The 22,979-nt window shown below is 71.3% G+C and carries 20 protein-coding genes; 8 read left to right on the top strand and 12 right to left on the bottom strand.

Translation table 11 applies throughout. The features are described 5' to 3' along the window. Positions 1 to 66: 66 nt before the first annotated feature. Complete coding sequence (locus OG430_RS04210) at positions 67 to 1,347, top strand: amidohydrolase family protein (RefSeq protein WP_327351028.1); 1,281 nt, start codon at positions 67 to 69, stop codon at positions 1,345 to 1,347. 84 nt (positions 1,348 to 1,431) lie between these two features. Next, entirely contained in the window at positions 1,432 to 2,754 is a 1,323-nt protein-coding gene (locus OG430_RS04205; protein ID WP_327351027.1) for an amidohydrolase, read from the top strand. 446 nt (positions 2,755 to 3,200) lie between these two features. On the opposite strand, the gene OG430_RS04200 is transcribed toward OG430_RS04205, so the two are convergent. The 6 genes from OG430_RS04200 to OG430_RS04175 form a co-directional block, all read right to left on the bottom strand. Further along, the gene (locus OG430_RS04200; RefSeq protein WP_327351026.1) at positions 3,201 to 4,031 is read right to left on the bottom strand and encodes a hypothetical protein; all 831 of its coding nucleotides are present in this window, start codon (positions 4,029 to 4,031) and stop codon (positions 3,201 to 3,203) included. Continuing rightward, complete coding sequence (locus OG430_RS04195) at positions 4,028 to 7,993, bottom strand: DUF6531 domain-containing protein (RefSeq protein ID WP_327351025.1); 3,966 nt, start codon at positions 7,991 to 7,993, stop codon at positions 4,028 to 4,030. Before OG430_RS04195 ends, OG430_RS04200 begins: the two co-directional genes overlap by 4 nt. Next, positions 7,990 to 9,597, bottom strand: a complete 1,608-nt coding sequence (locus tag OG430_RS04190; protein WP_327351024.1) for a PrsW family intramembrane metalloprotease — start codon at positions 9,595 to 9,597, stop codon at positions 7,990 to 7,992. The genes OG430_RS04195 and OG430_RS04190 overlap by 4 nt, the downstream gene beginning before the upstream one ends. After that, complete coding sequence (locus OG430_RS04185; RefSeq protein WP_327351023.1) at positions 9,597 to 10,025, bottom strand: hypothetical protein; 429 nt, start codon at positions 10,023 to 10,025, stop codon at positions 9,597 to 9,599. The genes OG430_RS04190 and OG430_RS04185 overlap by 1 nt, the downstream gene beginning before the upstream one ends. A 3-nt stretch (positions 10,026 to 10,028) precedes the next feature. Further along, positions 10,029 to 12,701: a protein kinase domain-containing protein gene (locus tag OG430_RS04180; protein WP_327351022.1), complete on the bottom strand. Its 2,673-nt coding sequence runs from the start codon at positions 12,699 to 12,701 to the stop codon at positions 10,029 to 10,031. A gap of 186 nt (positions 12,702 to 12,887) precedes the next feature. Then, positions 12,888 to 14,060, bottom strand: coding sequence for an epoxide hydrolase family protein (locus OG430_RS04175; protein WP_327351021.1), 1,173 nt, complete (start codon positions 14,058 to 14,060; stop codon positions 12,888 to 12,890). Between the two features lie 201 nt (positions 14,061 to 14,261). Between OG430_RS04175 and OG430_RS04170 the strand changes: the two genes are divergently transcribed. Further along, a complete protein-coding gene (locus tag OG430_RS04170) occupies positions 14,262 to 14,696 on the top strand; it encodes an ester cyclase (RefSeq protein WP_327351020.1) in 435 nt (144 codons plus the stop codon). A gap of 15 nt (positions 14,697 to 14,711) precedes the next feature. On the opposite strand, the gene OG430_RS04165 is transcribed toward OG430_RS04170, so the two are convergent. Then, positions 14,712 to 15,824, bottom strand: coding sequence for a sensor histidine kinase (locus tag OG430_RS04165; protein ID WP_327351019.1), 1,113 nt, complete (start codon positions 15,822 to 15,824; stop codon positions 14,712 to 14,714). Next, on the bottom strand, positions 15,817 to 16,512 hold the full coding sequence (locus OG430_RS04160) for a response regulator transcription factor (RefSeq protein WP_327351018.1): 696 nt from the start codon (positions 16,510 to 16,512) through the stop codon (positions 15,817 to 15,819). The genes OG430_RS04165 and OG430_RS04160 overlap by 8 nt, the downstream gene beginning before the upstream one ends. An 86-nt stretch (positions 16,513 to 16,598) precedes the next feature. On the opposite strand from OG430_RS04160, the gene OG430_RS04155 reads away from it, so the two are divergent. The 4 genes from OG430_RS04155 (at position 16,599) to OG430_RS04140 (ending at position 19,663) form a co-directional block, all read left to right on the top strand. After that, positions 16,599 to 17,267 carry a M15 family metallopeptidase gene (locus OG430_RS04155; RefSeq protein ID WP_327351017.1) on the top strand — a complete coding sequence of 223 codons (669 nt, stop codon included), beginning with the start codon at positions 16,599 to 16,601 and terminating at the stop codon, positions 17,265 to 17,267. Between the two features lie 95 nt (positions 17,268 to 17,362). Continuing rightward, a complete protein-coding gene (locus tag OG430_RS04150) occupies positions 17,363 to 18,352 on the top strand; it encodes an endonuclease/exonuclease/phosphatase family protein (protein ID WP_327358951.1) in 990 nt (329 codons plus the stop codon). A gap of 76 nt (positions 18,353 to 18,428) precedes the next feature. After that, positions 18,429 to 19,133, top strand: coding sequence for a helix-turn-helix transcriptional regulator (locus OG430_RS04145; protein ID WP_327351016.1), 705 nt, complete (start codon positions 18,429 to 18,431; stop codon positions 19,131 to 19,133). A gap of 32 nt (positions 19,134 to 19,165) precedes the next feature. Next, entirely contained in the window at positions 19,166 to 19,663 is a 498-nt protein-coding gene (locus tag OG430_RS04140; protein ID WP_327351015.1) for a DUF3291 domain-containing protein, read from the top strand. 57 nt (positions 19,664 to 19,720) lie between these two features. Here the strand turns inward: OG430_RS04140 and OG430_RS04135 are convergent, their stop codons facing one another. Beyond that, on the bottom strand, positions 19,721 to 20,383 hold the full coding sequence (locus tag OG430_RS04135) for a histone deacetylase (protein WP_442816434.1): 663 nt from the start codon (positions 20,381 to 20,383) through the stop codon (positions 19,721 to 19,723). A 168-nt stretch (positions 20,384 to 20,551) separates the two neighbouring features. Here OG430_RS04135 and OG430_RS04130 point away from each other — a divergent pair, with 168 nt between their 5' ends. Beyond that, a complete protein-coding gene (locus OG430_RS04130; protein WP_327351014.1) occupies positions 20,552 to 21,202 on the top strand; it encodes a DUF1707 SHOCT-like domain-containing protein in 651 nt (216 codons plus the stop codon). On the opposite strand, the gene OG430_RS04125 is transcribed toward OG430_RS04130, so the two are convergent. From OG430_RS04125 to OG430_RS04115, 3 genes are all read right to left on the bottom strand, one after another. Further along, positions 21,199 to 21,510 carry an Ada metal-binding domain-containing protein gene (locus OG430_RS04125; protein ID WP_327351013.1) on the bottom strand — a complete coding sequence of 104 codons (312 nt, stop codon included), beginning with the start codon at positions 21,508 to 21,510 and terminating at the stop codon, positions 21,199 to 21,201. The two genes, OG430_RS04130 and OG430_RS04125, sit on opposite strands and share 4 nt — an antisense overlap. Beyond that, on the bottom strand, positions 21,507 to 22,250 hold the full coding sequence (locus OG430_RS04120) for a 2OG-Fe(II) oxygenase (protein WP_327351012.1): 744 nt from the start codon (positions 22,248 to 22,250) through the stop codon (positions 21,507 to 21,509). The genes OG430_RS04125 and OG430_RS04120 overlap by 4 nt, the downstream gene beginning before the upstream one ends. Positions 22,251 to 22,359: 109 nt before the next feature. Next, complete coding sequence (locus OG430_RS04115) at positions 22,360 to 22,863, bottom strand: methylated-DNA--[protein]-cysteine S-methyltransferase (protein ID WP_327351011.1); 504 nt, start codon at positions 22,861 to 22,863, stop codon at positions 22,360 to 22,362. Positions 22,864 to 22,979 lie beyond the last annotated feature (116 nt).

Raw genomic sequence — 22,979 nt, 5'->3', positions numbered from 1 at the left:
TGGTATACAAAAGGTCGGGCGAAGCCTCCGGGCCCGTTGCCTGCCCACCGCCCACGAGGAGCCCTCATGTGCGTCGACCCCACCCCGCCGCCCGCCGCGTCACTGACCAGGCGCGGCGTACTCGCCGGCGCCGCCGCCCTGGCCGGCACCACCACCGCGCTGCTGGCCACCACCGCGACCCCCGCCGCCGCAGCCGCCCCACGCCGCCTCGGCACTCCGCTCACCGGTGACCTGGTCATCGAGGGCGGCACGCTGCTCGACCCCGGGACCGGCGACGTCACGCCGGACGCCGTCGTCGTCATCCGTGACGGACTGGTCCGCGCGGCCGGCCCCCGCTCCCGCATCGGCGTGCCGCAGGATGCCCCGCGGCTCGACGCCCACGGCCGGTGGGTGCTGCCCGGCCTCGTCGACGCGCACATCCACCTCAACACCGCCGCCGAGGCACGCGACGCGGTCCGCAAGGGCGCGACCAGCGCCCGCAGCGGCTCCACGAACTTCTACCAGGACATCGCCGTACGGGAGTTGGCCCGCCAGGCCCCCGTCCTCGCCCCGCGCCTGAAGGCCGCGGGCGTCTTCGTGACCCCCGACCTCGGCGACACCGTCCTCGCGGACCCCGACCTCACCGAACTGGCCCGCCTCAAGGACGGCGTACGCTCCGCCGAGGCGCTGCGCCGGGTCGTCGAGGTCAACCTGGCGCGCGGCGCCGACTGGGTCAAGACCCGGGTCAACGAGCGGGCCGGGCTGCCCGAGCAGGACCCTCTCGCCCAGGTCTACTCGCACGAGCAGCTGTCCGAGGTGGTGGCCGCGGCCCGCCGCGGCGGACGCGGCGTGCTGTGCCACAGCTACAGCGAAAAGGGCTGCCACGACGCGGTGACCGCGGGCATCCGCTCCCTGGAGCACGGCGTGTACGTCGGCGAGCGCACCCTGCACGAAATGCGCCGCAGGAACACGTACTTCACGCCCACGCTGGCCGCGATCGCGGGCCTCGCCGAGTCCTCGAACCCCGTCCTCGCCGAACGCGGCCGCACCTACCTGCCCCTCCTCAAGCGCGCCGTACTCGCCGCCCACGAGAGGGGCGTGCCGCTCGCGGCGGGCACCGATTCCTCCGGCGGCACCGTCAAGCCCATCGGCCGCGAGGTCGAGTTGATGCACGCGGCCGGGCTGCCCGCCCTCGACGCGATCCGCACCGCGACCACCGGCGCGGCACGCCTCCTCGGCCTCACCACGGTCGGCCGACTGGCTCGCGGCTACGCCGGCGATGTCCTCGTCGTCGCGGGCGACCCCCTTGCCGACCTCACCGTGCTCAGCAAGCCGGTGTCCGTGGTCCGTTCGGGCCTGCCCGTCTGACGGCCGGCCGCCGTCCGTCGTACGCCCCCACCTCACGTCTCACGTCGTACGCCCCGACTGACCGACCGACCGCAAGGAGATCCCATGGTTCCCCCGCCCCTGTCCCGCCGCGGCATGCTCGCCGGCGGTGCCGCGACCCTCGCCGGCGCGACCGCCGCCCTCGGCGTCACCGCGAACCAGGCCGCCGCCGACACCGATGCCGGTGCCGCCGGCCGTGGGCCGCACCACGGCAAGGCCGTCGTCTTCCGCAACGTACGGCCCTTCGGTGCCAAGACGCCCGTCGACCTGACGGTGATCGACGGCCGCATCACGGACCGGGCCGCCCCGAAGGGCGCCCGCATCATCGACGGCGACGGCCGCATCGCCCTGCCGAGCCTGGTCGACGCCCACATCCACCCCGACAAGACCACCTGGGGCGGCGACTGGGTCACCCGCAAGCCCGCCCGCGGCATCGCCGAATACTGCGCGCAGGACGTGGAGTTGTTCCGCAGCCAGAGCCGCACGGTGGGGGAGCGGGCGTACGGCCTGATGGCCCACGCCGTGTCCCGCGGCACCCGCGCCATGCGGGCGCACGCCGACGTCGCCCCGGCCTACGGCCTCAAGGGACTCGAAGGCGTCGCCGAGGCCCGCGAACGCCTCGACCACGCGCTGGACGTGCAGATCGTCGGCTTCCCGCAGCACGGCGTCATCCGCACCCCCGGCACCGCCAAGCTCCTCGAGGACGCCGCCCGCAGCGGGCTCGTCGACATGATCGGTGGCATCGACCCGATCAGCTTCGACAACGCCCTCGACGAGCAGCTCGACCTCGTCTTCCGCCTGGCCGACCGCTACGACGTGGGCGTGGACATCCACCTCCACGACCGCGACGACAAGGGCATCCGGGTGTTGCGCGGCATCATCGAGCGCACCAAGGCGCTGTCCCTGCGCGGCAAGGTCACGGTCAGCCACGTCTTCTGCCTGCCGTTCCTGGCCGAGGCCGAACTCGACGCGATGGCGGCGGACTTGGGCGAGCAGGACATCGCGCTGACCACGGTGTCCCCCAACGAGTCCCTGGTGCTGCCCATCGCGAAACTGCGCGAGCACGGCGTGCGGGTGGGCCTCGGCTCGGACGGCGTCCGCGACTCGTGGAGCCCCTTCGGCAACGCGGACATGCTGCACCGCACCCACATCCTGGGCTGGGTCACCGACGTACGCCTCGACGAGGAGCTCAACGACTGCTACACGGTGGGCGCGCACGGCGGCGCGGACGTGATGGGCCTGGACCGGGTCACGTTCCAGCCGGGCGACCCGGCGGACTTCCTCCTCGTCCGCGGCGAGTGCACTCCGCAGGTGGTGGTGGACATGCCGCAGCGGGACATGGTGGTGCATGGGGGGCAGGTTGTGGCGCGGGGTGGGGAGCTCGTCTGAGCTCTCCCTGCATGGCCCGGCCCGCGTACCTGTGGGCCGGGCCATGTGTGGTTGCGGCATGAGTTCTGTCGCAGCCCTGGGCAACCCTCGTACCTCTTGGTGACTTCCACCGCGGTTACCTACGGGTTACGCCCTGCGGCACCCGGCTACATCGCGCAGGGCAGCGCTGGCCCGCTGGAGGGGACGGCATCGACACCGGTGACGGGGTCATGGTCGCCGGAGGCAGCACGATCTGCTCAGCCCCATCGGCGTCGTTGCGGCCTTCGCGCCGGTCGCCCAGGCCTGGCTCAACGACCGCTTCGCGGGCCGGACGGTGCCGTCCAGCTGCGGCGGGATCCCGGCGGGTAATTCGCTGGCGCCGGTGGCAGGGACCTGACGCATTGCTCGGCCGGCGGGTCCGTGGCCCCACCGGCGTTTGGCGACCTCATATCGGAAGAGGTGTGGCCTCACGCAAGGAGATCAGGGGCGATCGCACGCCGCTGTGACTGCCGGCTCTTGACGGCAGCGTGCTGGAACTCCACGAAGTATCCGAATCGCCGATCCTCCACCGGAATGCCGAGCCGGTCACCGAGGGCCTGAGCCTGGCTCTCGGTGAGTTGCCGCGGAGTGGCAGCGGTCCCGGGCACGGCAGTCCCGAGGGCATCGGGAAGCAGATCCTGGCTGATGTCGTCCGGGATCTCGTGGAGTCGCTTGAGATGGACGGTGTGGCGATCGAATGCGAGGAGAACCCACCCGTCGTCGAGTGGTGGCGTGAGGCGCTCGGGTGCGTATCGCTCTTCGAGCTCCAGCCTCCTGCGTGTGGCCGCGCGGGCCGCTTCGATGTCCGGGGGAGGCGGGAGCGGCTGCCGGATCCGGTCTCGGTCCACCACCAGCCAGACGTCGTACTCCTCCGTGGTCACGCCGCACATGACACTGCCGTCGAGCGCCATGGTGATGAATTCGGCGTGCCCCGGCCGGGCATTGGCTCCCACCAGGTGCTCCGCCAGGTGGAGATCGCCCTGGAGTCGGACCGGGACCCATGGTCCCTCCATGCCGGTGGTGATCAGGAAACGTCCCTGCCCGTCAACCAGCTGTTGCTCGTGGGCGATCCGTAGCCATGCCTCGTCCACACGTGCGCCCAGGTGCGGTCCGTTGAAGGGGACCGTCGCGGCAGGTTCGCTCCCTCCGAAGGTGATACCTGCCGCGCGGCGCGGCGCGGGCAGCGAGTCGGGCAGCGGTACCTCGAGGACTTCCAGGCCGCAGCGGCTCAGGAGTTCGGCGAAGCCCGGGTCGTTCATTTGGGACACACCTTTCCGCCGTAGTAGTAGAGGTGGTGGTCACCACGGGGCTTGTCGACCTTGCCATACCGTTCGAAGCCGTCCTCGAACGGGGTTTCGCTGGCCCAGCCGAAATTGACGTCTGTGCGGGTTGAACCCTGCTTGGGCTTCCCCGCGTGAAAGTGGGAGCCCAACGGGTCATCCGTGTGCTCGACAACGACGCGCGACCCCTGCTCCATCTCGAACTGTCGCATGTTGCCCCAGTGGGTCACCTCGGTGTCGTAGACGTACAGATCTTGGCCCTTTCGTGTGCGGTCGGGTCCCATCTCCCACGCGAAATCCGGTGTCTTGTCGTAGGGCACCCCAGCAAGGTCGAACGCCGCTCTCTCCGCGCTCTCCCGGTCCGGGAACGGGTTGTCCCGGTTGCCCATGGGCACCGCGGCGAGACCGAGCGGGTCGATGCCGTGTAGGGGGTTGGCAACGTAAGCCATGGGGTTGGGAGAAGGCGCAAGCCCCCACGGGTCAGGGGTGAGATAGCGAGCGGTGTCAGGGTCGTAGAAACGAAAGTAGTTGTGATGCAGACCGGTTTCAGGGTCGTAGTACTGGCCCGGGAAACGGAGTGGCGTATAGCCGGTCGCGCTCCGGTCCCAGGCGGTTACGCCCCAAAGCGTGGCCCGCGCGTGCCAGGCGATGTCTCCCTGCTTGTCGACGAGTTCCGTCGGTGCGCCCACCAAGTCGGTGACGATCGCATAGAAGCGTTCGTCGACTTCACTGTCCGACAGTGACCTGCGCTCGGTCTGCGCCAGCGGCCGCCCCCCACGGTGATCCCACGTCAGGGTCAGGGCCCGGCGCGCCGGTCCGGACGCACTGCGCGACGTCTGCTCGCAGAGCGTCGTGCCGTCCCACGTGAAGTCCGTCTGCTCCGCCACCGAGCCCTGCGCGTCCAGGCGTTGCTTGGCGATGCGGCGGCCCAGCGGGTCGTAGCGGTAGCGCCAGACCGTGCCGTCGGGCGTGACGGCCTGGGTGAGGCGGTCCTCGGCGTCCCAGGTGTACTGCCAGGTGCGGGCCTTGCCCGACAGGGTCGTCCGGGTCCGGGTGGTGACCCGGCTCTGGGCGTCGTGGGCGTAGGCGGTTCTGCCCGCGCTGCGGATCAGGGTGCCGGCGTAGGCGCGGGCGCCCTGTGCGTCGTCGTCCTTCTGGTGGTGTGTGGGCCACTGGCCGTGTGTCAGGTTGCCGAGCGCGTCGTAGGCGTAGCGTTCCGCAGGCTGCCGCTCGTCGCCACCGTCCGCCTCGGCGTGTATGGCCGTCACCTGGCCGAGCGGGTCGAGCTCGAAGCGCCAGACGCCGGTCTCCGGGTCCCGGATCGCGGCGAGGTACCCGTCGGGGCGATAGGCGAAGGTGTGCTGGCGCAGCGGCCGGGTGCCGGTGGTGTCGCGTGACCACAGGCTCTGGGCCGTCATGCGGTGCAGCGCGTCGTAGGTCTGGGTGAGCGCGGCCGTCGTGCCCAGGTGCCGGGTCACCTCGCGGCCGGCCGCGTCGTACTCGAAGGCCAGCCGGCCGCCCGCGGCGGCGAGGGTGGTGGGGCGGCCCGCCGCGTCGAAGCTCCACTCGCTGACCGCGCCGGTGGGCGTGGTGCGGCGGGTACGGGCTCCGCGGGCGTCGTACTCCCATGTCGTACGGGCGCCGTTGACGGTCTGGGACTGGACGCGGCCGAGCGCGTCCCTGGTGAACTCCAGTGTGGCGTCGGGGTTTTGGGCCCGTAGCAGGGCGCCGTTCGCGTCGTGGGCGTACGCGGTCACCGCGCCGGTGTCGTGCCGGGATTCGAGGATGCGGCCCAGCGTGTCACGGGTGTGCTGCACCACCTGTCCCGCGCCGTTGACGCGCTCGATGAGCCGGCCCGCCGCGTCCAGGCGGTAGCCGAGTCGGCGGTCGTCGAAGTCGACCTCGCCGGTGACGCGGCCGGATGCGTCGTGTTCGTACCGCCAGACCAGGCCGGTGGGGCCGGTGACCGATGTCAGGCGCAGCTCGGTGTCGTAGGAGAGCTGGTAGCGGGCGCCGTCCGCGGTGGTGCGTGCGACGGGGTTGCCGAAGGGGCCCGGGACGGTTTCGGTGCGGCCGCCCCCGGCGTCCTCGTGGCTGATCTCGTTGCCCTCGGCATCGTGGCGCCAGCGCTCCACGCTGCCGTCGGGGCGGCGCCGCAGGGTCAGCCATCCCTCGGTGGTCCACTCCAGCGTCGTCAACTGCCCCAGCGGGTCGCGGAGTCCGGTGATGCGGCCGAAGGCGTCGCGGGTGACGCGGGTGGTGGCGCCGAGCGGGTCCGAGGCGGCGGTGACGAGGCCTGCGGCGTCCGTCTCCAGGCGCTGGACGTGGCCGAGCGCGTCCGTGACCGTGGCCAGGTGGCCCCGCTCGTCGTAGCTGTAGGTCGTGACCGCACCGGTCGGATCGGTCACGGCGAGCGGATTGCCGCGTGCGTCGTAGGTGTGGTGCCAGGTCGACCCGCCGGGTTCGATCGTCTCCACCGGCAGGTGAAGGGCGTTGTGGCGGGCGGAAATCGTGGTGCCGTCGGGGCGGTCCACGCGGGTGATGTCGCCGTGCTCGTCGCGGGTGAAGCGGGTGGTGTGGCCCAACTCGTCGGTCCGGGCGAGGAGGTGGCCGTGGCGGTCGTGCTCGGTCAGGACGCTGTGGCCCAGCGGGTCCACGGTCCTGGTGATGTGGTGGTGGCGGTCGTAGTGGAACTCGGTGCGGTGACCGAGCGAGTCCGTGACGACGGTGACGCGGCGCAGCGGGTGGTAGGCGAAGGCCGCCGACAGGTCGCCGCCCGGTCCGTCACCCCGTACGACGCGCCCGTGATCGTCGTAGGTGTAGGCGTAACGGTGGCCGTTGCGGTCGGTCCAGGCGGTGATGCGGTCGGCGTGGTCGTGCTCGTAACGCTGCCGTCCGCCCTGGGAGTTGACCACCTGGATCAGTCGGCCGTGCTCGCCGTAGTGGAAGCTGCGCAGCAGCGTGCCGCGGCCGTCATCGGTACCGTCGAGCAGGCGCAGGGCGACGACGCGTGAGCCGTGCAGGTCGGATTGCCGGGTGTCGACGGCTATGCGGTAGCCCGCGCCGTGCGTGACCTCGGTCGGCCGGGTGCCGTCCTCGCTCGCGTGCTGGATCGTGATGCGCCGGCCGCCCCGGTCGGTCAAGGCGGTGAGCGGGCACACGGGCCGTCCGGGCGACCAGGCGGCGAAGTGGCGGCTCCAGCCGGACCACGGGTCGTCGATGCGTATCGTCCCGTCCGCTTCCCAGACCAGCGGCCAGCGTGCGCCTGCGGTGGGCAGGGCCGGCACGCCGTGCTGGGTGGGCAGGGGGTAGCGCAGCACCTGGGCGTCGTCGCCGATGTAGTGGATCTCGTAGCCGACGACCTCCAGGCGCTGATCGAGGGTGGAGGCCCAGCCCGGCCCGTAGAGGCGTCCGGCGTCATAGGCAGAGGCGTAGGCGCGGCGCAGCAACAGCGGGAGCAGGCCGGGGAGTTCGACGTCGGTGTCCGAGGTGACCATCTGGCCCGAGATCACGTCCACCGGGTCGCCGGCGACGGTCCGGCCCGTGTTGCCCTCGGCCGGACGGGCCAGGGGCGGCGGTGCCGACTGCGCCACTGCCTCGGCGGGTGCGGCGAGTGCGTCCGCGAGCTCCGCCGGGCTGGGCACCGCCCCGCGGGCCGCGCTGACCGCGCCCGCCACCGCCGCGGCGACCAGTCCGGCCGCCGCGACCACCGCCGCCCCGGTCTCGGCCTGTGGGGCGCACGGGTCGCTGAACTGCGGGGGACCTGCCTGGCCGGGTTCGTCCGCGTACTTGGGCTCGCCGCAGGCGTAGGCGGGTGTCGCGGGCAGGAACAGCCACAGCGCGAACAGGGTTCCGGCGAGCGCGGCGATGCGCCGCCCGGCGGTGGAGATGCGCCGCCCGGCGGTGGAGATGCGTCGAAGGTGCGTACGTCGTCGTCTCACGGGGCCACCTGCAACGGTCGGGCGGGGGCGGCCTGTTGGGCCTGTCGGCCTTTGAGGCGCATGATCTGCTCGCGCAGCGTCTGTTCCTCCGGCGTGGCCGGTACAGACGCGTCTGTCGCCGCTACGTACTCGTCACGGGCGCGATCCCAGCGGGCCGCGCCGAGCCGCAGCTGGGCGGCGTACAGCCTGCTCAGATCGCGGTATCCGGTGAGGCCGTCGCGGCGCAGTGCGCGCAGACGCAGGAAGAGGCGGCGCCCCGGGCGCAGCAGGACCGGGACCTCGGCGGCGGTGACCGCGCCGAAGCCCGTCGCGGCCTCGGCGCGCAGCTCGACGGCGAGGGCGGCGGCCTGGTCCTTGTTGCCGCGCCGCACGAGGATCACGTACAGCAGTACCAGGGGGCCCTGGAACAGGAACATGGCGAGCGGCAGCAGCACGAGGGTGTCGACGGTGTCGGTCGGGGAGAACCAGTCCTGCTTGTGGCGGCCGTAGTAGGAGAAGAACGCGTTGTTGGAGAAGTGTCCGGCCATGGCGATGCCGAACCCGCACACGATCGCCCGCCGACGGGCGGCCGGGTCCTTGAGCTTGCGTGCGATGCCGAACCCGGCACCGATCGCGGCCGTGAACGCCAGGTGCCCGGCCATGAGACCGAGCGACTGGCGGGTGAAGTACTCCGAGGAGGCCTTGGAACCCTCGCGTATCGCCATGTAGTTGGCGCTCTCCATGAGGTTGAAGCCCGCCCCGCTCGCCGCGCCGAGGACGATGCCGGAGACCACGTTGTGGATGTGCCGGCGCAGCAGCAGATAGGCGAACGCCACCCCGAGACCCTTGCCGAGCTCCTCGAAGATGCCGGCGAACAGCAGGGCGCCGGAGGTCTGTTGGGCCCTGAACCTCCCGAAGTCGAGGGCGACGTCCGGCCCGAACTCGGGGAAGAGGAAGTTGCCCGAGTAGTCCATCCACCACTGGATCATCGAGCCGCCGAACCCGACGCCGATGAGCGCGCCCCAGCCCACCATCGAAAGCAGCAGCCACCCGGGTACCCGCGCGAAGCGCTGCATGCGATGCACCAGCCAGACGGCGTACGCGGTGCTCGGCAGGCAGATCAGGATGTAGCCGGGGATCCTGCTGATCCCGTCCATGGTCCAGAGCGGGTACGGGGCCAGCAGGACGCCGATGACCCAGCCCTGCCAGAGCAGGGTGGCGCGAGCGGATGCGGCGGGGTCGGGCAGGGTGCGGGCGTGCCGGCTGCCGAACAGCCAGATGGCCGCGGCGACCGGAAGCGCGATGACGTACACCCAGAAGGACACCTTGTACCAGCCGAAGCCGGGGTCGGGCATGCCGGAGAGCGGCGGGTTGAGGATCCCGACCCAGGCGTGCGCTTCCTCGCCTTCGTAGCGCGGGCGCAGCATGTCGATGAAGACCTGGCTCGCGTACAGGGCGGTCATCACGAGGGCGATGCGCAGCGCGTTGCGCATCGCCGCGGCCGGTACGGCCCCGGATTTCGGGGCGTACGGAGGTGTGCCGGGGAGCGGTGGGGGCGGCAGGGCGGGCATCGGCGGTGGGGCTGTGGGCCCGGCGCCCGGCTGGGGAGGCAGGTGGCTGCTCATCACGGTTCCGTCGGCAGGTCGGTGGGATAGCCGGTCGGCAGATCGGTGGGAAAGTCCGTCGGGAGGTCGGTGGGCAGGCCCGTCGGGAGGTCGGTGGGTATGCCTGTCGGGAGGCCGCTCGGGTAGCCGCTCGGCAGATCCGTGGGGTAGCCGCTCGGCAGGTCCGTCGGGAAGCCCGACGGCAGTCCGGTCGGCCGGCCCGTGGGCACGCCGCCCGGCACGGGCGGTGCCTTCGGATTCAGGTTGGGCCCGAAGTTCACCACCGCACCGCACACCGCGAGGACGGCGGCGGCCATGCCGCACCCGACGATCAGCCGGTAGTGCGGGGCCTGTTGGAAACCTGGCGGTTCGCGGCCGGGCGGTGCGGGAGGGCCTGGTGGCGAGGCGGGGTGCGGATGCCGGCCCGGCGCCGGGTACTGGTCGGCCATCGCCTACTCGCCCCCCTTCGCGCCCGACGGGGCGACGGCGATGAGGATGTCGTTGTCGTTGACCGCGTGCGAGAAGCCCGCGACCACGTATCCGCCCGCCCGCACGACCTGCGGCCCGCTCAAGCCGGTGGCGCCGTCGAGGGCGCGCCCCTGTTCCGGCTTCATGGTGTCCCCGCGCGTCACCTGGCCCGCCCCCTGCACGGTGTACAGGGAGGGCAGGCCCGACGATCCCCCTGCCAGGACCTCCACGCCGTCATCGGTGGCCGCGAGCAGCATCACCGTGGACGCACCCTCGATCGAGGCCTGCCAGTCCTGCTTGCCCGAGTTCAGGTCCACGGCCACGACTCCGTCGGACTCGCCCCCGGCGACGACGTCCTCGCCCTGGACGAGATACACCTTGTCGCCGGCCAGGACGACATTGCCCGGGGGCCCCACACCGCTGTAGCCGTCCCGCAGGCCGGTGGCCGCGACGTTGTCCAGGTCCACCGGCACCGGCCGGTCCGAACCGGCCGACACGGTGAACAGCTTGGTGGTGGGGTGGCCACAACTGACCAGCACATGTTGGGCGTTGGCGGTCATGAACGCCGACAGCACCCCGACCCTGATGTCATTGCAGCTGGGCAGGGCGCCGGCCACCGAGATGGTGGGCCGGCCGGCCTTCTTGCCGTCGCGCAGTGCCAGCAGTTTCGCGGCCTTGCTCTTGCCGCAGGTGCCGATGGCGTAGACGGTCTTGCCCAACGCCTTCGCGTGGCCGCTGAGTCGGCAGCCCTTGGCCATGGGCCGTCCGCCGAAGTCCGTCGACCACTTGACGTCTCCGGTGCTCACGTCGGCGGCGAGCACGTCGGTGTGGCCGTGCTTGGCCTTGGTCGCGGGCCCTGCGTAGGCCGCGCTCACCACGCCGTCGCTGATGGAGAGCGCCGACCCGCCGACTCGGTTCGGGAAGCCCTTGGCGCCCTTGCCCTGGAGGGAGACCGCCTGGCTCCACTGGAGCTTGCCGGAGGCGACGTCGATGGTCTGCAGCTGGTCGCACTGCTCGATGCCGCCGACCTCGGAGTTGAACACGCCGTACGTGAACGCGCCGACCCCTGCTTCGGTGGTGTGGGTCATGTTGCACAGCAGCCCGTCGCCGGGCGGCTTCCAGGTCCACTGCTGCGCGCCGCTCGCCGCGTCGTACGCGGTCAGGCCTTCGCTGGTGCCGAGCACGACATCGTCGTCCCCCGCGCTCCACAGGCCGATGAAGTAGCCGGTCTCGCCCTGCGTCAGGGCCCAGGTGAAGCCCGCCTTGCCGTTGGGGCCCGCGGGGTGTGAGGGGGACTTGGTCGGGGCGGCGGCGGGGGAGTCTGCCGAGTCGGCCCAGGGCCGGACGACGACCGCGACGACGGCGACGATCAGCAGTGCGAGTGCCGCGGCGACCACGCCGATCAGCGTGCCGCGTCGGCGGGGCCCATGAGGTGGGTGGGGCGCGGCAGGTGGCGCCGGTGGGATGTACGGGGGCAGGGGCGGCGGGGCGAGGGGCGCGGTGGGTGCGAAAGGTGCCGCCGGCGAGGCGACCGGCGGGCCGGCGGGAGCTGTCGGTCCGACGGGGGCAATCGGCGCGGAAGGCGGCCGGTCTGAGCCCGGCCGCCCTCCCGGCGCAGGGGTGCTGTCCGCCGCCCGTGCCGTCCGAGGCTGCTCCGGAATGCCTTTCAGCATCAGGGTCTTGTGCTCCTGCGGAGCTGCCGGCAGGGGCGGGGGAGGCGGGGCGAGCGGTACCGCGAGGACGGCCTCGACCGCCGCCGGGCGCTCGGGCGCGGGCGCCTCGACACCGGCCCGGGTGCCTCCCGGGCGGGCCGCCAGGGTGGCTGCCGTGGGCCGGGCAGCCGGGTCCTTGGCCAGGCACTGCGCGATCAGGGAGCGTACGGCGGGATCCGGTACGCCCGCGAGATCCGGCTCGTCGTGCACGATGCGCCGATACCCGTCCGCACGCGCGTAGGCGGTGGTGACCTCGCCGATCCCGAACGGCAGCGCTCCCGTTGCCGCGTGATGCAGCACCACCCCGAGGCCATAGACGTCCGTTGCCGGGGTCACTTCGGTGCCGCGGATCTCTTCCGGGGACAGCAGCCCCGGATCGCCGTCGGCGAGGTCGATGCGGCCGATCGAGGTCGCGGAGAGGGCCCGTACGAACCCGAAATCGAGGAGTCGCGGGCCGTGTGCGGTCACCAGCACCCGCGACGGCTTGAGGTCGCCGTGGATCACGCCCGCCTCGTGCGACGCGGCGAGTGCCTGGGCGATCCCGTGCGCCAACTCCCGCAAGGAGTCGGGCGACAAGGGCCCTCGCTCGGCGACCAGCCGTTCCAGCGAGGGCGCTTCCAGAAACGCGGTGGCCACCCAGGGGCGGCCCTGGGCCTGGGGTCCGGCGTCCCGGCCCAGGTCGACCAAGGGCACCAAGTGGCTGGTATTCGCGGCCTGTTGAGCGGCAACGGCGTTGCTGAGCCCTTCGCGAAAGCCTGGTTCGTGAGCCAGGCGACCGGCAGCCACCTTGACGGCCACCAGCCGCCCCTCGGCCGAACTCCCCACGAAGACCGGACTCGAACCCGTGCCTCCATCCCCCAGCCGCCCGCGCAGCCGATAGGGGCCGATCTGCGCCGGGTCCTCCGCCTGGAGTGCGGTTTCCCCCGCCCGGTCGCCTGCCACCATTGCCCGCCCTTCACCGTCCCAGTGGAGCGGGCATGACAGTCGAGCAGCCCTGCCACAAGGCAAGTTGAGGCAGCGTGACCGTGATGATTTCCCCCGCACCGGCACCTTAGGGCAGGAGTGGAAGCATGTTCTAGTAAGACTTCTCGTCAACGATCACTCTGCGCCGGTCCGCCGACGCGGCCGTCGTCACGGCGCGGGCTCGGCGGGTGGGTCGCTGCGCAACGGCCGGAAGAACGTGCGTAGTTCGGCCGCGACCTGTGCGGGTTCCTCGTGTGCCATGAAGTGGCCGCCGCGCGACGGGGTGTGCCAGTGGCGGAGATCCGAGTAGGAGCGTTCGACGAGCTCCCGGGGCAAGCCCTTGAAGGCCGGCTCGTTGGTCAACGTGATGGCTCCGGGCACGGTGATGACCGGCAGCGGTTCGTCGTGTCCGTAGTCGTAATAGGGCCTGAACGACGAACCGATGCTGCGGGTGACCCAGTACAGCGTGGCCACGGTCAGCAGCGTGTCCTTGTCCCAGCGGTACTCCAGGTCGCCGTCGCAGTCGCTCCAGTCGCGGTACTTGTCGATGATCCACGCGAGCAGTCCCGCCGGGGAATCGATCAGGGCCGCGCCGAGGGTGTCCGGACGGGTGGACATGATCGCGCTGTAGCCCTGGTCGCCCACGTCATACGCGGCCAGCGAGTCCAGGAACGCCTGCTCGGCCGCGCTCGGCGGGCGCCGGGTGAAGTCGGTGGGCAGCACCCCGGAGGTGCAGTGGATCCCCGCGACGTCGTCCGGATGGAGCGCGCCGAGCCACTGGGTCACGCCGCCGCCGATGTCACCGCCGAAGGCCCCGAAGCGGCGATACCCCAGGGTGCGGGTCATCAGCGAGTGCCACAGCGTGGCAACGCGCCTGCGGGTGAACGGCTGTTGCGTCGGCTCGGAGTAGAGGAATCCCGGCAGCGAGGGGATCACCACGTCGAAGGCGTCGGCCCGGTCACCGCCGCGCCGGGCCGGATCGGCGAGGAGCTGCGCGGCGGCCAGCATCTCCACGAAGCTGCCCGGCCAGCCGTGCGTCATCACCAGGGGCAGCGGCGCCGGACCCGTCTCGCTGCCCGCGCCGCGCAGATGGACGAAGTGGACGCGATGTCCCTCGACATCGGCGACGTACTGGGGAAACCCGTTGAGCCAGGCCTCGGCGTTGCCCCAGTCGAAGCCCTTGGCCCAGTAGCCGATGAGTTCACGCAGATATCCGGGATCGGTCCCGGCCGCCCAGTGTGCGGCGTCGGAGGCCGCGGTGAACCGGGTGCGGAGAAGCCGTGTGCGCAGGTCGACCAGGTCGGCCTCGGACACGGAGATCAGGAAGGGTTTCGCAGTCATCGGACTCTCAACTAGGCCTGGCAGTAAGGGAGTTCGGAGCATCGTGCCATGAGTGGCTACCTTGTCACGCCGTGCGGGCCGTGGGACAGGCCGATCCCCGCCTCGCTCGTGGCCGGGGGCCCCGCGTCACATTTCCGGCGGCTGTGTCGTCGTACTGGTACGGGCACGCAGACCAGTGACGCAGACCAGAGGAGAGACCGCATGTCGACAGCCGAGGCAACGAAGAACACAGCGCTGCTGCACCGCTTCCACTCCGCAGCGAACAGCGGTGACCCGGACACGATCGCGAAGGCCATGGACGAGTTCGTCGCACCGGACGTGCTCTTCCACGCGCCGGTACCGATGGGCGCGACGGGAGCGGAGGCCCTGAAGCGGGTCTGGGAGGTGCTTCTGCGTGCGTACCCCGACATCCAGGTCACCGTCGAGGAGACGATCGCGGAGGGCGACAAGGTGGTCTCCAGGAACACGGTGACCGGGACCCACCGGGGTGACTACCAGGGCCTGGCGCCCACCGGCAGGACCGTCACCTACAACGAGATCTTCATCTTCCGCTTCGTCGACGGGCGCATAGCCGAGATCCGCGGCGTGGTCGACGTCCTGACGCAGCTGCGCCAGCTCGGCGCGCTCCCGTCCTGAGGGAGGCGTGGGCCCTCACTTCCCGGTGTGCGGGCGCACCCCGGGCAGTTCCACGGTGATGCGGATCCCGCCGGCGGTGCGTGGGGTGAGGGTGAGTGTTCCGTCGTGTGCCTGGGTGATGGTCTTGACGATCGTCAGGCCGAGCCCGACGCCCCCGTGGTCGGAGTGGATGCGCTCGGTCCCGCGCTGGAACGCCTCGGTGAGTGTCGAGATCAGTTCTGGGGTGAGCTTCTCGCCGGTGTTCTCGACGGTGAGGACCACGGTGCCGGGGTGGACGCTGGTGTGGACCCGAACGGTGCCGTGCTCGGGCAGGTTGTGGACGATCGCGTTCTGTACGAGGTTCGTGGCCAGTTGGAGCAGGAGCGCCGGAGATCCGAGGGTGGGGGCGATGTCGCCGCCGGTCTCGATGGTGACGCCGCGCTTCTCGGCGAGCGGGAGAAGTGTTTCGGTGGCTTCTTCCGCCATGAGGGACAGGTCGACGGGTTCCGGCGTGAAGGCCCGTTGGTCGGCGCGGCTGAGCACGAGCAGCGCCTCGGTGAGTTCGATCGCCCGGGTGTTGACGGTGTGCAGGCGGTCGATGACTTCGCCGGTGTCGCACGTCGGGTCGGTGCGGGCCACGTCGAGCAGTGTCTTCGAGATCGCGAGTGGGGTGCGCAGCTCGTGAGAGGCGTTGGCCGCGAATCTCCGCTGTTCGGCGACGTGCGCCTCGAGCCGGGCGAGCATCGCGTCGAAGGCATCGGCGAGTTCACGGAACTCGTCGTTGCGGCCCGGCAGTTGGATGCGATGGGAGAGCGATCCCTGGGTGGCCATACGGGTGGCGTGCGTGACGCGGGTCAGCGGAGCGAGCATGCGCCCGGCCAGGATCCACCCGCCCACCAGGCCGAACACCAGCAGGAACGCCAGTACCGCGGCCGCCCTCGGAGCGAAGGTCTCCAGAAGGACGGACCGGATGGGGAAGACGCCGCCGTTTGGCCGGTCGTCGGGGTTCTTGAGCATCGCGCGGTCGGGGACGTACCTCAGGAGGAACACCCACACCGCCGCCATCAGCAGGGCGCCGGCCAGCATGAGGAATCCGGCGTAGCTGAGGGTGAGCTTGACGCGCACACTCACACCGGGCTGCCTATCCACGGTTCAGCCCCTCGCGTCCGGTGCCGGGTGCCGTGTCGATGCGGTAGCCGACACCTGGCACGGTGGCGATGATCGAGGGTTCGCCGAGGCGCTTGCGCAGTGCCGAGACGGTGATGCGTACGGCGTTGGTGAACGGGTCGGCATTCTCGTCCCACGCGCGTTCCAGGAGTTCTTCGGCGCTGACGACACCGCCTTCGGAGGCGACGAGGACTTCGAGCACGGCGAACTGCTTCCGGGTGAGCGTCACGTAGCGGTCGTCGCGGTAGACCTCGCGGCGGAACGGATCAAGCCGCAGGCCCGCGATCTCCCGCACGGGTGGTCTGCTGTGGGCGCGCCTGCGGTCGAGCGCCCTGAGCCGCATGACGAGTTCGCGCAGATCGAACGGCTTGGTGAGGTAGTCGTCGGCGCCGAGTTCGAACCCGGCGGCCTTGTCGTCGAGCCGGTCGGCGGCGGTGAGCATGAGGATCGGCATGCCGCTGCCGGAGGCGACGATGCGCTTGGCGATCTCGTCACCGGACGGTCCCGGGATGTCGCGGTCCAGGACGGCGATGTCGTACGCATTGACGCTCAGCAGTTCCAGGGCGGTGTCGCCGTCACCGGCGATGTCGGCCGCGATCGCTTCCAGGCGCAGTCCATCGCGAATGGCTTCTGCCATGTAGGGCTCGTCCTCGACAATCAGCACACGCATGTACCAAGGCTACGAGTCGCCCCATATCGTCGGCGTATCGAAATCCGCATACGCACCGGCAACGCGGCGCCGCCTTTGCTGGCGGTATGCATCGAACCCATCCCTCAGCACGGACGAGGAACCGCCGGATTCCGTGGCTCGTGGCGGTCGGCCTGGTGGTCGTCACCGCCGTGATCATCGCAGTCCTCGGCCAGCAGGCGCCGGAGTCCTCGTCCGCTTCGGATTCCGCACCCTCCGCGCCACGCAAGCCCTCTTCGGCCGTGTCACCGCATGCCTCTAGAGGAGAGCCCTGGGGCGAACTCGGTGAGGCGGGCGGTGCGGTACCGGACGGCGTGACGGTCTTCGACGACGCGATTGCGGGGGTGGCCCACCTCGACCCGGGTCTGCTCAAGGCCCTCCGCCAGGCGGCGATGTCCGCCGCGGACCACGGAGTCGAGTTCGCCGTCAACAGCGGCTGGCGGTCACCGGCGTACCAGGATCAGCTCCTTCGCAAGGCGGTCTCCCAGTACGGGTCCGAAGAAGAGGCCGCCCGGTGGGTGGCCACCGCGACGACGTCCCCCCACGTGTCGGGGGACGCGATCGACCTCGGACCCTCCGCTGCGACGGCGTGGCTGTCCGCGCACGGTGCCGAGTACGGGCTGTGCCAGATCTACCGGAACGAACCCTGGCACTACGAACTGCGCACCGAGGCAATCGACCACGGGTGCCCGCGTATGTATGCCGACCCCACCCAGGACCCGAGGATGCAGAAGTGACCCAGACCCACGTGGACACGGCGGAGACCGGGCAGGACGACGTCGGACGCCGCGACACCGGCGTTGCTGCCGGGCGCTCCCGTATCCGCCGGGCCCTGCGGATCGCCGCCAGGCCCGGGCCCTGGAAGCGCGGGCGGGTACTCGCGGCGCTGGCGCTCCTGCTGGGCCTGCTCATGATGCTGCACGCGCAGATCACGGACGGCTGGGGCCTCGGCAGTCTGGTGGAGACCTTCCTGCCGTGGTTCGGCCTGTTCGTCCCGGTGCTCCTCGCCGGTTCGCTGTGGCGCCGCTCCGCCTGCGCGCTGGTGGCGCTGCTGTTGCCGGTCACCGTGTGGCTGAGCCTCTTCGGCGGACTGCTCGGCGACAAGTCCCAGTCGGGCGGCGACCTCACCGTCGTCAGCCACAACGTCGGCGCCGAGAACCCCGACCCGGCCGGCACCGCCCGCGATCTGGCCGCCTCCGGGGCGGACGTGCTGGCCCTGGAGGAGATCACTGACCAGGCCAGGTCCACGTACGAGAACGAACTGGCGAAGGCCTACCCGCACCACATCGTGCGGGGCACGGTCGGGCTGTGGAGCAAGCTGCCGCTGTCGGACATCAAGACGGTCGACGTCGGGATGCTGGGCATGGTCGGGCGGCTGGCGGAGCACCTGTCGGCCGAGGAGAAGAAGGCCACGCCCCGGGCGCTGCGTGCCACGGTGGCCACGGACCGGGGGCCGCTCGCCGTGTACGTGGCCCACCTGGGATCCGTACGCGTGAATCCCCGAGGGGGATTCACGACGGGCCAGCGGGACGACGGCGCGCGGGCGCTCGGCAAGGCCCTCGCCGCCGAGCACAGCGAGCGGGTGGTGCTGCTCGGCGACCTGAACGGCACCACGGACGACCGTGCGTTCGCGGGTCTCACCGCGCAGCTGCACTCGGCCCAGGACACGGCCGGGGACGGCTTCGGCTTCAGCTGGCCGGCGAAGTTCCCGGTGGCGCGGATCGACCAGATCCTGGTGCGCGGTGTGGATCCGGTGGGCTCGTGGGTGTTGCCGGCGACCGGCAGCGACCACCTTCCGGTGGCGGCGGGAATCGGCTGGTGAGGAACGCCCTCTGGCCCGGCCTGCTGCCCGGCCCCGGCTTTCTATCTCCAACCTGCGTTGTTCCTAGAATGGCCGGGTGAACGACATCGATGTGATCGCGGTGCTGCAGGATCCGGTGCGGCGCCGACTGTACGAGTACGTGGCGGCCCAGGGCCGTGAGGTCGGCCGCAACGAAGCCGCCGAGGCGACCGGGGTGGCGCGCACCCTTGCCGCGCACCATCTGGACAAGTTGGCGGCGGCCGGGCTGCTGGAGAGCGGCAGTCGCCGCCTGACCGGCCGGTCGGGGCCGGGGGCGGGCCGCCCGGCCAAGGTGTACACGCGGGCGCGCACCGAACGGTCGGTGTCGCTGCCCGCCCGCGACTACCGCACCGCGGCCGAGCTGCTGGCAGAAGCTGCCGAGCAGGCGGGCCTCGACGCCGGGCTCTGTGCGGCCGCGCGCCGCCGGGGTGAGTCCGAGCGCGGCTCGGCGGCGCCCTGCGGCGGCCTCGAAGAGGCCATGGAACTGCTGGCCGCCCGCGGCTACGAACCGCATCTGGAAGACGTGGAGGGGGCGGGCGCCGAGGGTGCCGACGGCGCGAGCGTGGAGTCGGCGCGCGTCGTCCGCATGCGCAACTGCCCCTTCCATGCCGTCGCCGAGCGCTTCCCGCCGCTGGTCTGCGGCATGAATCTCGCGCTGCTGGAGGGACTGCTCGGTGCGGACGGTCCGGTCCGCGCGCGCATGGACGCCCGGCCGGGGGAGTGCTGCGTGGTGCTCGAGAATTCTAAAAACAACGATGATTGACATAGAAAAGCGGGTCGTGTTGGGATGAGGCCATGACCGAATCCGCGCATGCCGCCCACCACCTCGCCGAGCTCAACGTCGTCACGATCCGACACCCCTTCGAAGACCCGCGCATGGCGCCGTTCGTCGAAATGCTCAACCCGGTCAACGCCGAGGCCGACGGTGCGCCCGGCTTCGTGTGGCGGCTCGTGGAGGAGGGGGCGGACGACGCCATCGGCCTGCGCCCGGCGGGCGAGGACGTCGCCGTGAACCTGTCGGTGTGGGAGACCCAGGAGGCCCTGTGGGACTTCACCTACCGCAGCGGGCACTTGGAGGTGATGCGGCGGCGCCGCGAATGGTTCCAGCGACACGTCGAGGCGCACCTGGTGCTCTGGTGGGTCCCGGCCGGCCACATCCCGACCATCGACGAGGCCCTGGAGCGGCTGGCGGACCTGCGGGCGCACGGTCCTTCGCCGCGCGCGTTCACCTTCGCCTCCTCCTACACCGCGGCCGAGGCGGCCGAGCACCTTCAGACCGTGTCGCCGACGTAGCCCGAGCAGGCGCCCCGTCGGTATGGCCCCAGCAGGCGCCCCGCAGGTCCGGGTCCGCTACGTCGAGATGAGCGAGGCGATGTCCTCCACGCTCCACTGCCCCAAGGCGCCCGGACAGGAGGCCAGATACTCGGCAATGCTGCGCCTGCTCCACGCACCGGCCTCCAGGAGACCTTCGGCCAGGTGGTGCAGGTACCTCGCGGACGGCTTGGTGCACACGACGTCTGTGACGGCCCACGGAGCGGTGAACGTCAGCAGGGGCAGGCCGTCCAAGTCGCCCGGGTGGACGAGGGTTTCGTAGCGGCCCTCGCCCCGTTGGTCCCGGCCGTGTTCGAGCACGGCCGAGAGATCGAGATCGGCACCCGGCTCCTCGTACATCTCCTGAGCCGCGATGTCGGAGAACTGCCCCAGGGTGAGCAGATGGGCCCGGCAGCGGACCCGGCCCTTCCCGGCCGGGTCGTAGAACGCTCTGCCTCCCGTCCATACGCGCGACTCCTGGGCGAAGTAGAGCGTGCCCGGCAGCTCGACCGGGACCGAGCGCGCAGGCGGGCGGGGGTCCCGGCAGCCCGGGCAGCTCCGGGAGGCTCCTGCGGGCCGGCCTCCGGCGAGGTAGGCGTACAGGCGTCGCGCATGCATGTTGGAGCCGTACGACACGTACCAGACCTCGCCGCCCGGGCCCGGTCCGGCGCGTCCGGTACTTGGCCGGCGTGGTGTGCTCAAGAGGGGTACTCCGGGGGCGTCTGGTCGTGGGGATGAGCGCGTCGCCGTGGCTGTGGCAACTTGCCACAGGCTAGGCCGAGTTGATGTCGCGATATAGCGTTGGTCCGCAAAGTCGCGTCGCCGCATCACGCGCGAAGTCGTAGGCCAGGACCAGGAGGGAAGCTGCAGATGTCGGGAGAGGTCTCGCCCCCCGAGAAGCAGCCGAGTGCCGGCTCGCCCCCCGAGCTGCGGGCCTCCCACGCGGACCGGGACCACGTGGTGGACGTGCTGAGCGTCGCGGCGGGGGACGGGCTGCTGACCGCCGCCGAGTTGGACGAGCGGGTGGAGGCGGCCCTGTCGGCGCGTACCGTCCGCGAGTTGAGCACGCTCACCGCCGACCTGCCGCCGGTGTCCGGGTCGGCCGGCGAGGCCGTCGCGGAGGTCAAGGACGTGGTCCGGATCGAGCTGACGCACAGCGGTCCGGTCACGCGTGCGGGGCGCTGGGTGGTGCCGCGCCGGCTGGAGCTGGCGACGGCGTGGTGCGCGGTCACGCTCGACTTCACGCAGGCGGTGATCACGCAGGACACGTTGCGCATCGACATGGCCATGTACGGCAAGACCCTGACGCTGATCACCAAGCCGGGCATCGTGGTCGACCACGATGCCCTGAACCTCGTGCACGGCAGGCTCAAGGTCCATCAGGCTCCGGGTCTCCCCACGCCGATCACGCTGCGCGTGGAGCTGGTCGGACACACGACCCACGGCCGTGTCGTGGTGCGAGGGCCTCGGCGCACGTTCGGCCAGTGGCTGCTGCGCAAGCCCAAGTCCCCGCCCGCCTAAGGCTGATACGAACCGAACCCTTCGCGGCCCGCCTTCCAGCGGGCGTACCTCTTGGGCAGGCACACGGCGCACGGCCGGAAACCGGCCGCGAGCGCGGTCTGCTCGTCGGCGAAGAACACCCGCTGCCCGACGTAGTGGCCACGGGCGAGGGCGCGCAGCGCGGACGGACAGTTCAGCCGCCCGTACAGCCGTCCGCGGCGGTGCCCTCCGAGAGCGCCCGGGACCCGGCTCCGGTAGGGCTGTCCGTCCGGGCCGAGCAGGGTGTAGACGCGCTGCGGCTCGCCGGAAGTGGGGCGGGCGGGGGTCATGCGGCGTCGTGGAAGACCAGGCCGAGGGTGTGCCGCCGGCCGGAGCGGACGGTGCTCACGCCGTGTCGCATCGGCCCGTTCGACCAGCCGCGCTTGGTGGCCACCGGCCGGTCGCGGGTGGTGAAGATCAGGCCGTGGCCCCGCGGCAGGGTCGTGGCCGAGCCGCGGGACTGCGCGCGGGGGCGTTGCTCGGTCATCAGGAACTCGCCGCCGGTGAAGTCCGTGCCGGGTGCGTCGAGGCCGATGACGACCTGGAGGGGGAAGAGCATGTCGCCGAACACGTCCCGGTGCAGGGCGTTCCAGTCGCCGGGGCCGTAACGCAGCAGGATCTGCGCGGACTTGGCCTGCCCCGCCTCGTGGCAGAGCTCGAGCCATTCGGCGAGGCTGTCGGGCCAGGGTGCGGGCTTGTCCAGCTTGGCTGCCCAGTCGCGGGCGATGGGCAGCAGGCGGGGATAGAACGCCTCGCGCAACTCGCGTACGGCATCGGGGAGTTCGTGCGTGAAATAGCGGTACTGACCGGATCCGAAGCGGTGGCGGGCCATGTCCACGGTCGTACGGAAGCGGGCGGGCCGGTCGTAGAGCGCGGCGATCTCACGGCACTCGGCGGCGCCGAGGAGCGGGCCGGTCAGGGCGTGACCGTGCTCGTCGAGTTCGGCCGTCAGGGCTGCCCAGTCGGCCCGCGCGACCCGGTCGGCCACCGGGTCGGCGAGTGGGTCGGCGAGCGGGGACGTGTCGATCATGGTGGGGGTTCCTTGGGGGTGGTGTCTCCGGGTCGGGGCGTGCCGGGATCGGTGTTCATCGGGGCGTGCCGGGACCGGTGTTCAGAGGCGCGTGGGCTGTGACCGATGTTCAGAGAAGTGCGGGCTGCAGGGCGCCCTCGTGCGTGAGGAGCTGCACCTTGCGCTCGACCCCTGCGGCATAACCGCGCATCGAACCGTCGGCGCCGATGACGCGATGGCAGGGGCGCACCAGCAGCAGCGGGTTGGCGCCGATCGCCGCGCCCACGGCCTGGACCCGCTCGCGTGGCAGTCCGAGCTGCTCGGTGAGCGCGCCGTACGTGGTCGTCGTGCCGTACGGGATGTCCTCCAGCGCACGCCAGACACGCTGCTGGAAGTCCGTGCCCTGGACGGTGAACTCGACGTCGAACCGGGTGAGTTCGCCCGCGAAGTACGCATCGAGGTGCCGGATGACGTCGGAGAAGGGCCCGGCGTCCTGTCGCCAGTCGGGTCCCACGGTCGGGGCGTTCTTCTGGCCGGCCATGGACAGAGAGGTCAGGGTGATTCCGTCGTCCGTCTCCTCGCCCACCAGGAGCAGTGCGCCCAGCGGGCTGGTGATCGTCGTGCAGGCGGTCATCGCCGCCTCCTTGTCGTCTTGTCGTCAGCGTTCATTTCACCCTCAACTCTGCTGTCGGGCGGACATGGATGCTGGCGGGATTCGGACGTCGCTCTACAGGGGAGCGGAGGGTCGGA

The organism is Streptomyces sp. NBC_01304, from assembly GCF_035975855.1.
Lineage (GTDB): Bacteria > Actinomycetota > Actinomycetes > Streptomycetales > Streptomycetaceae > Streptomyces.
The sequence above is the reverse complement of the archived record's forward strand: the minus strand, read 5'-3'. Positions and strand labels throughout refer to the sequence as shown.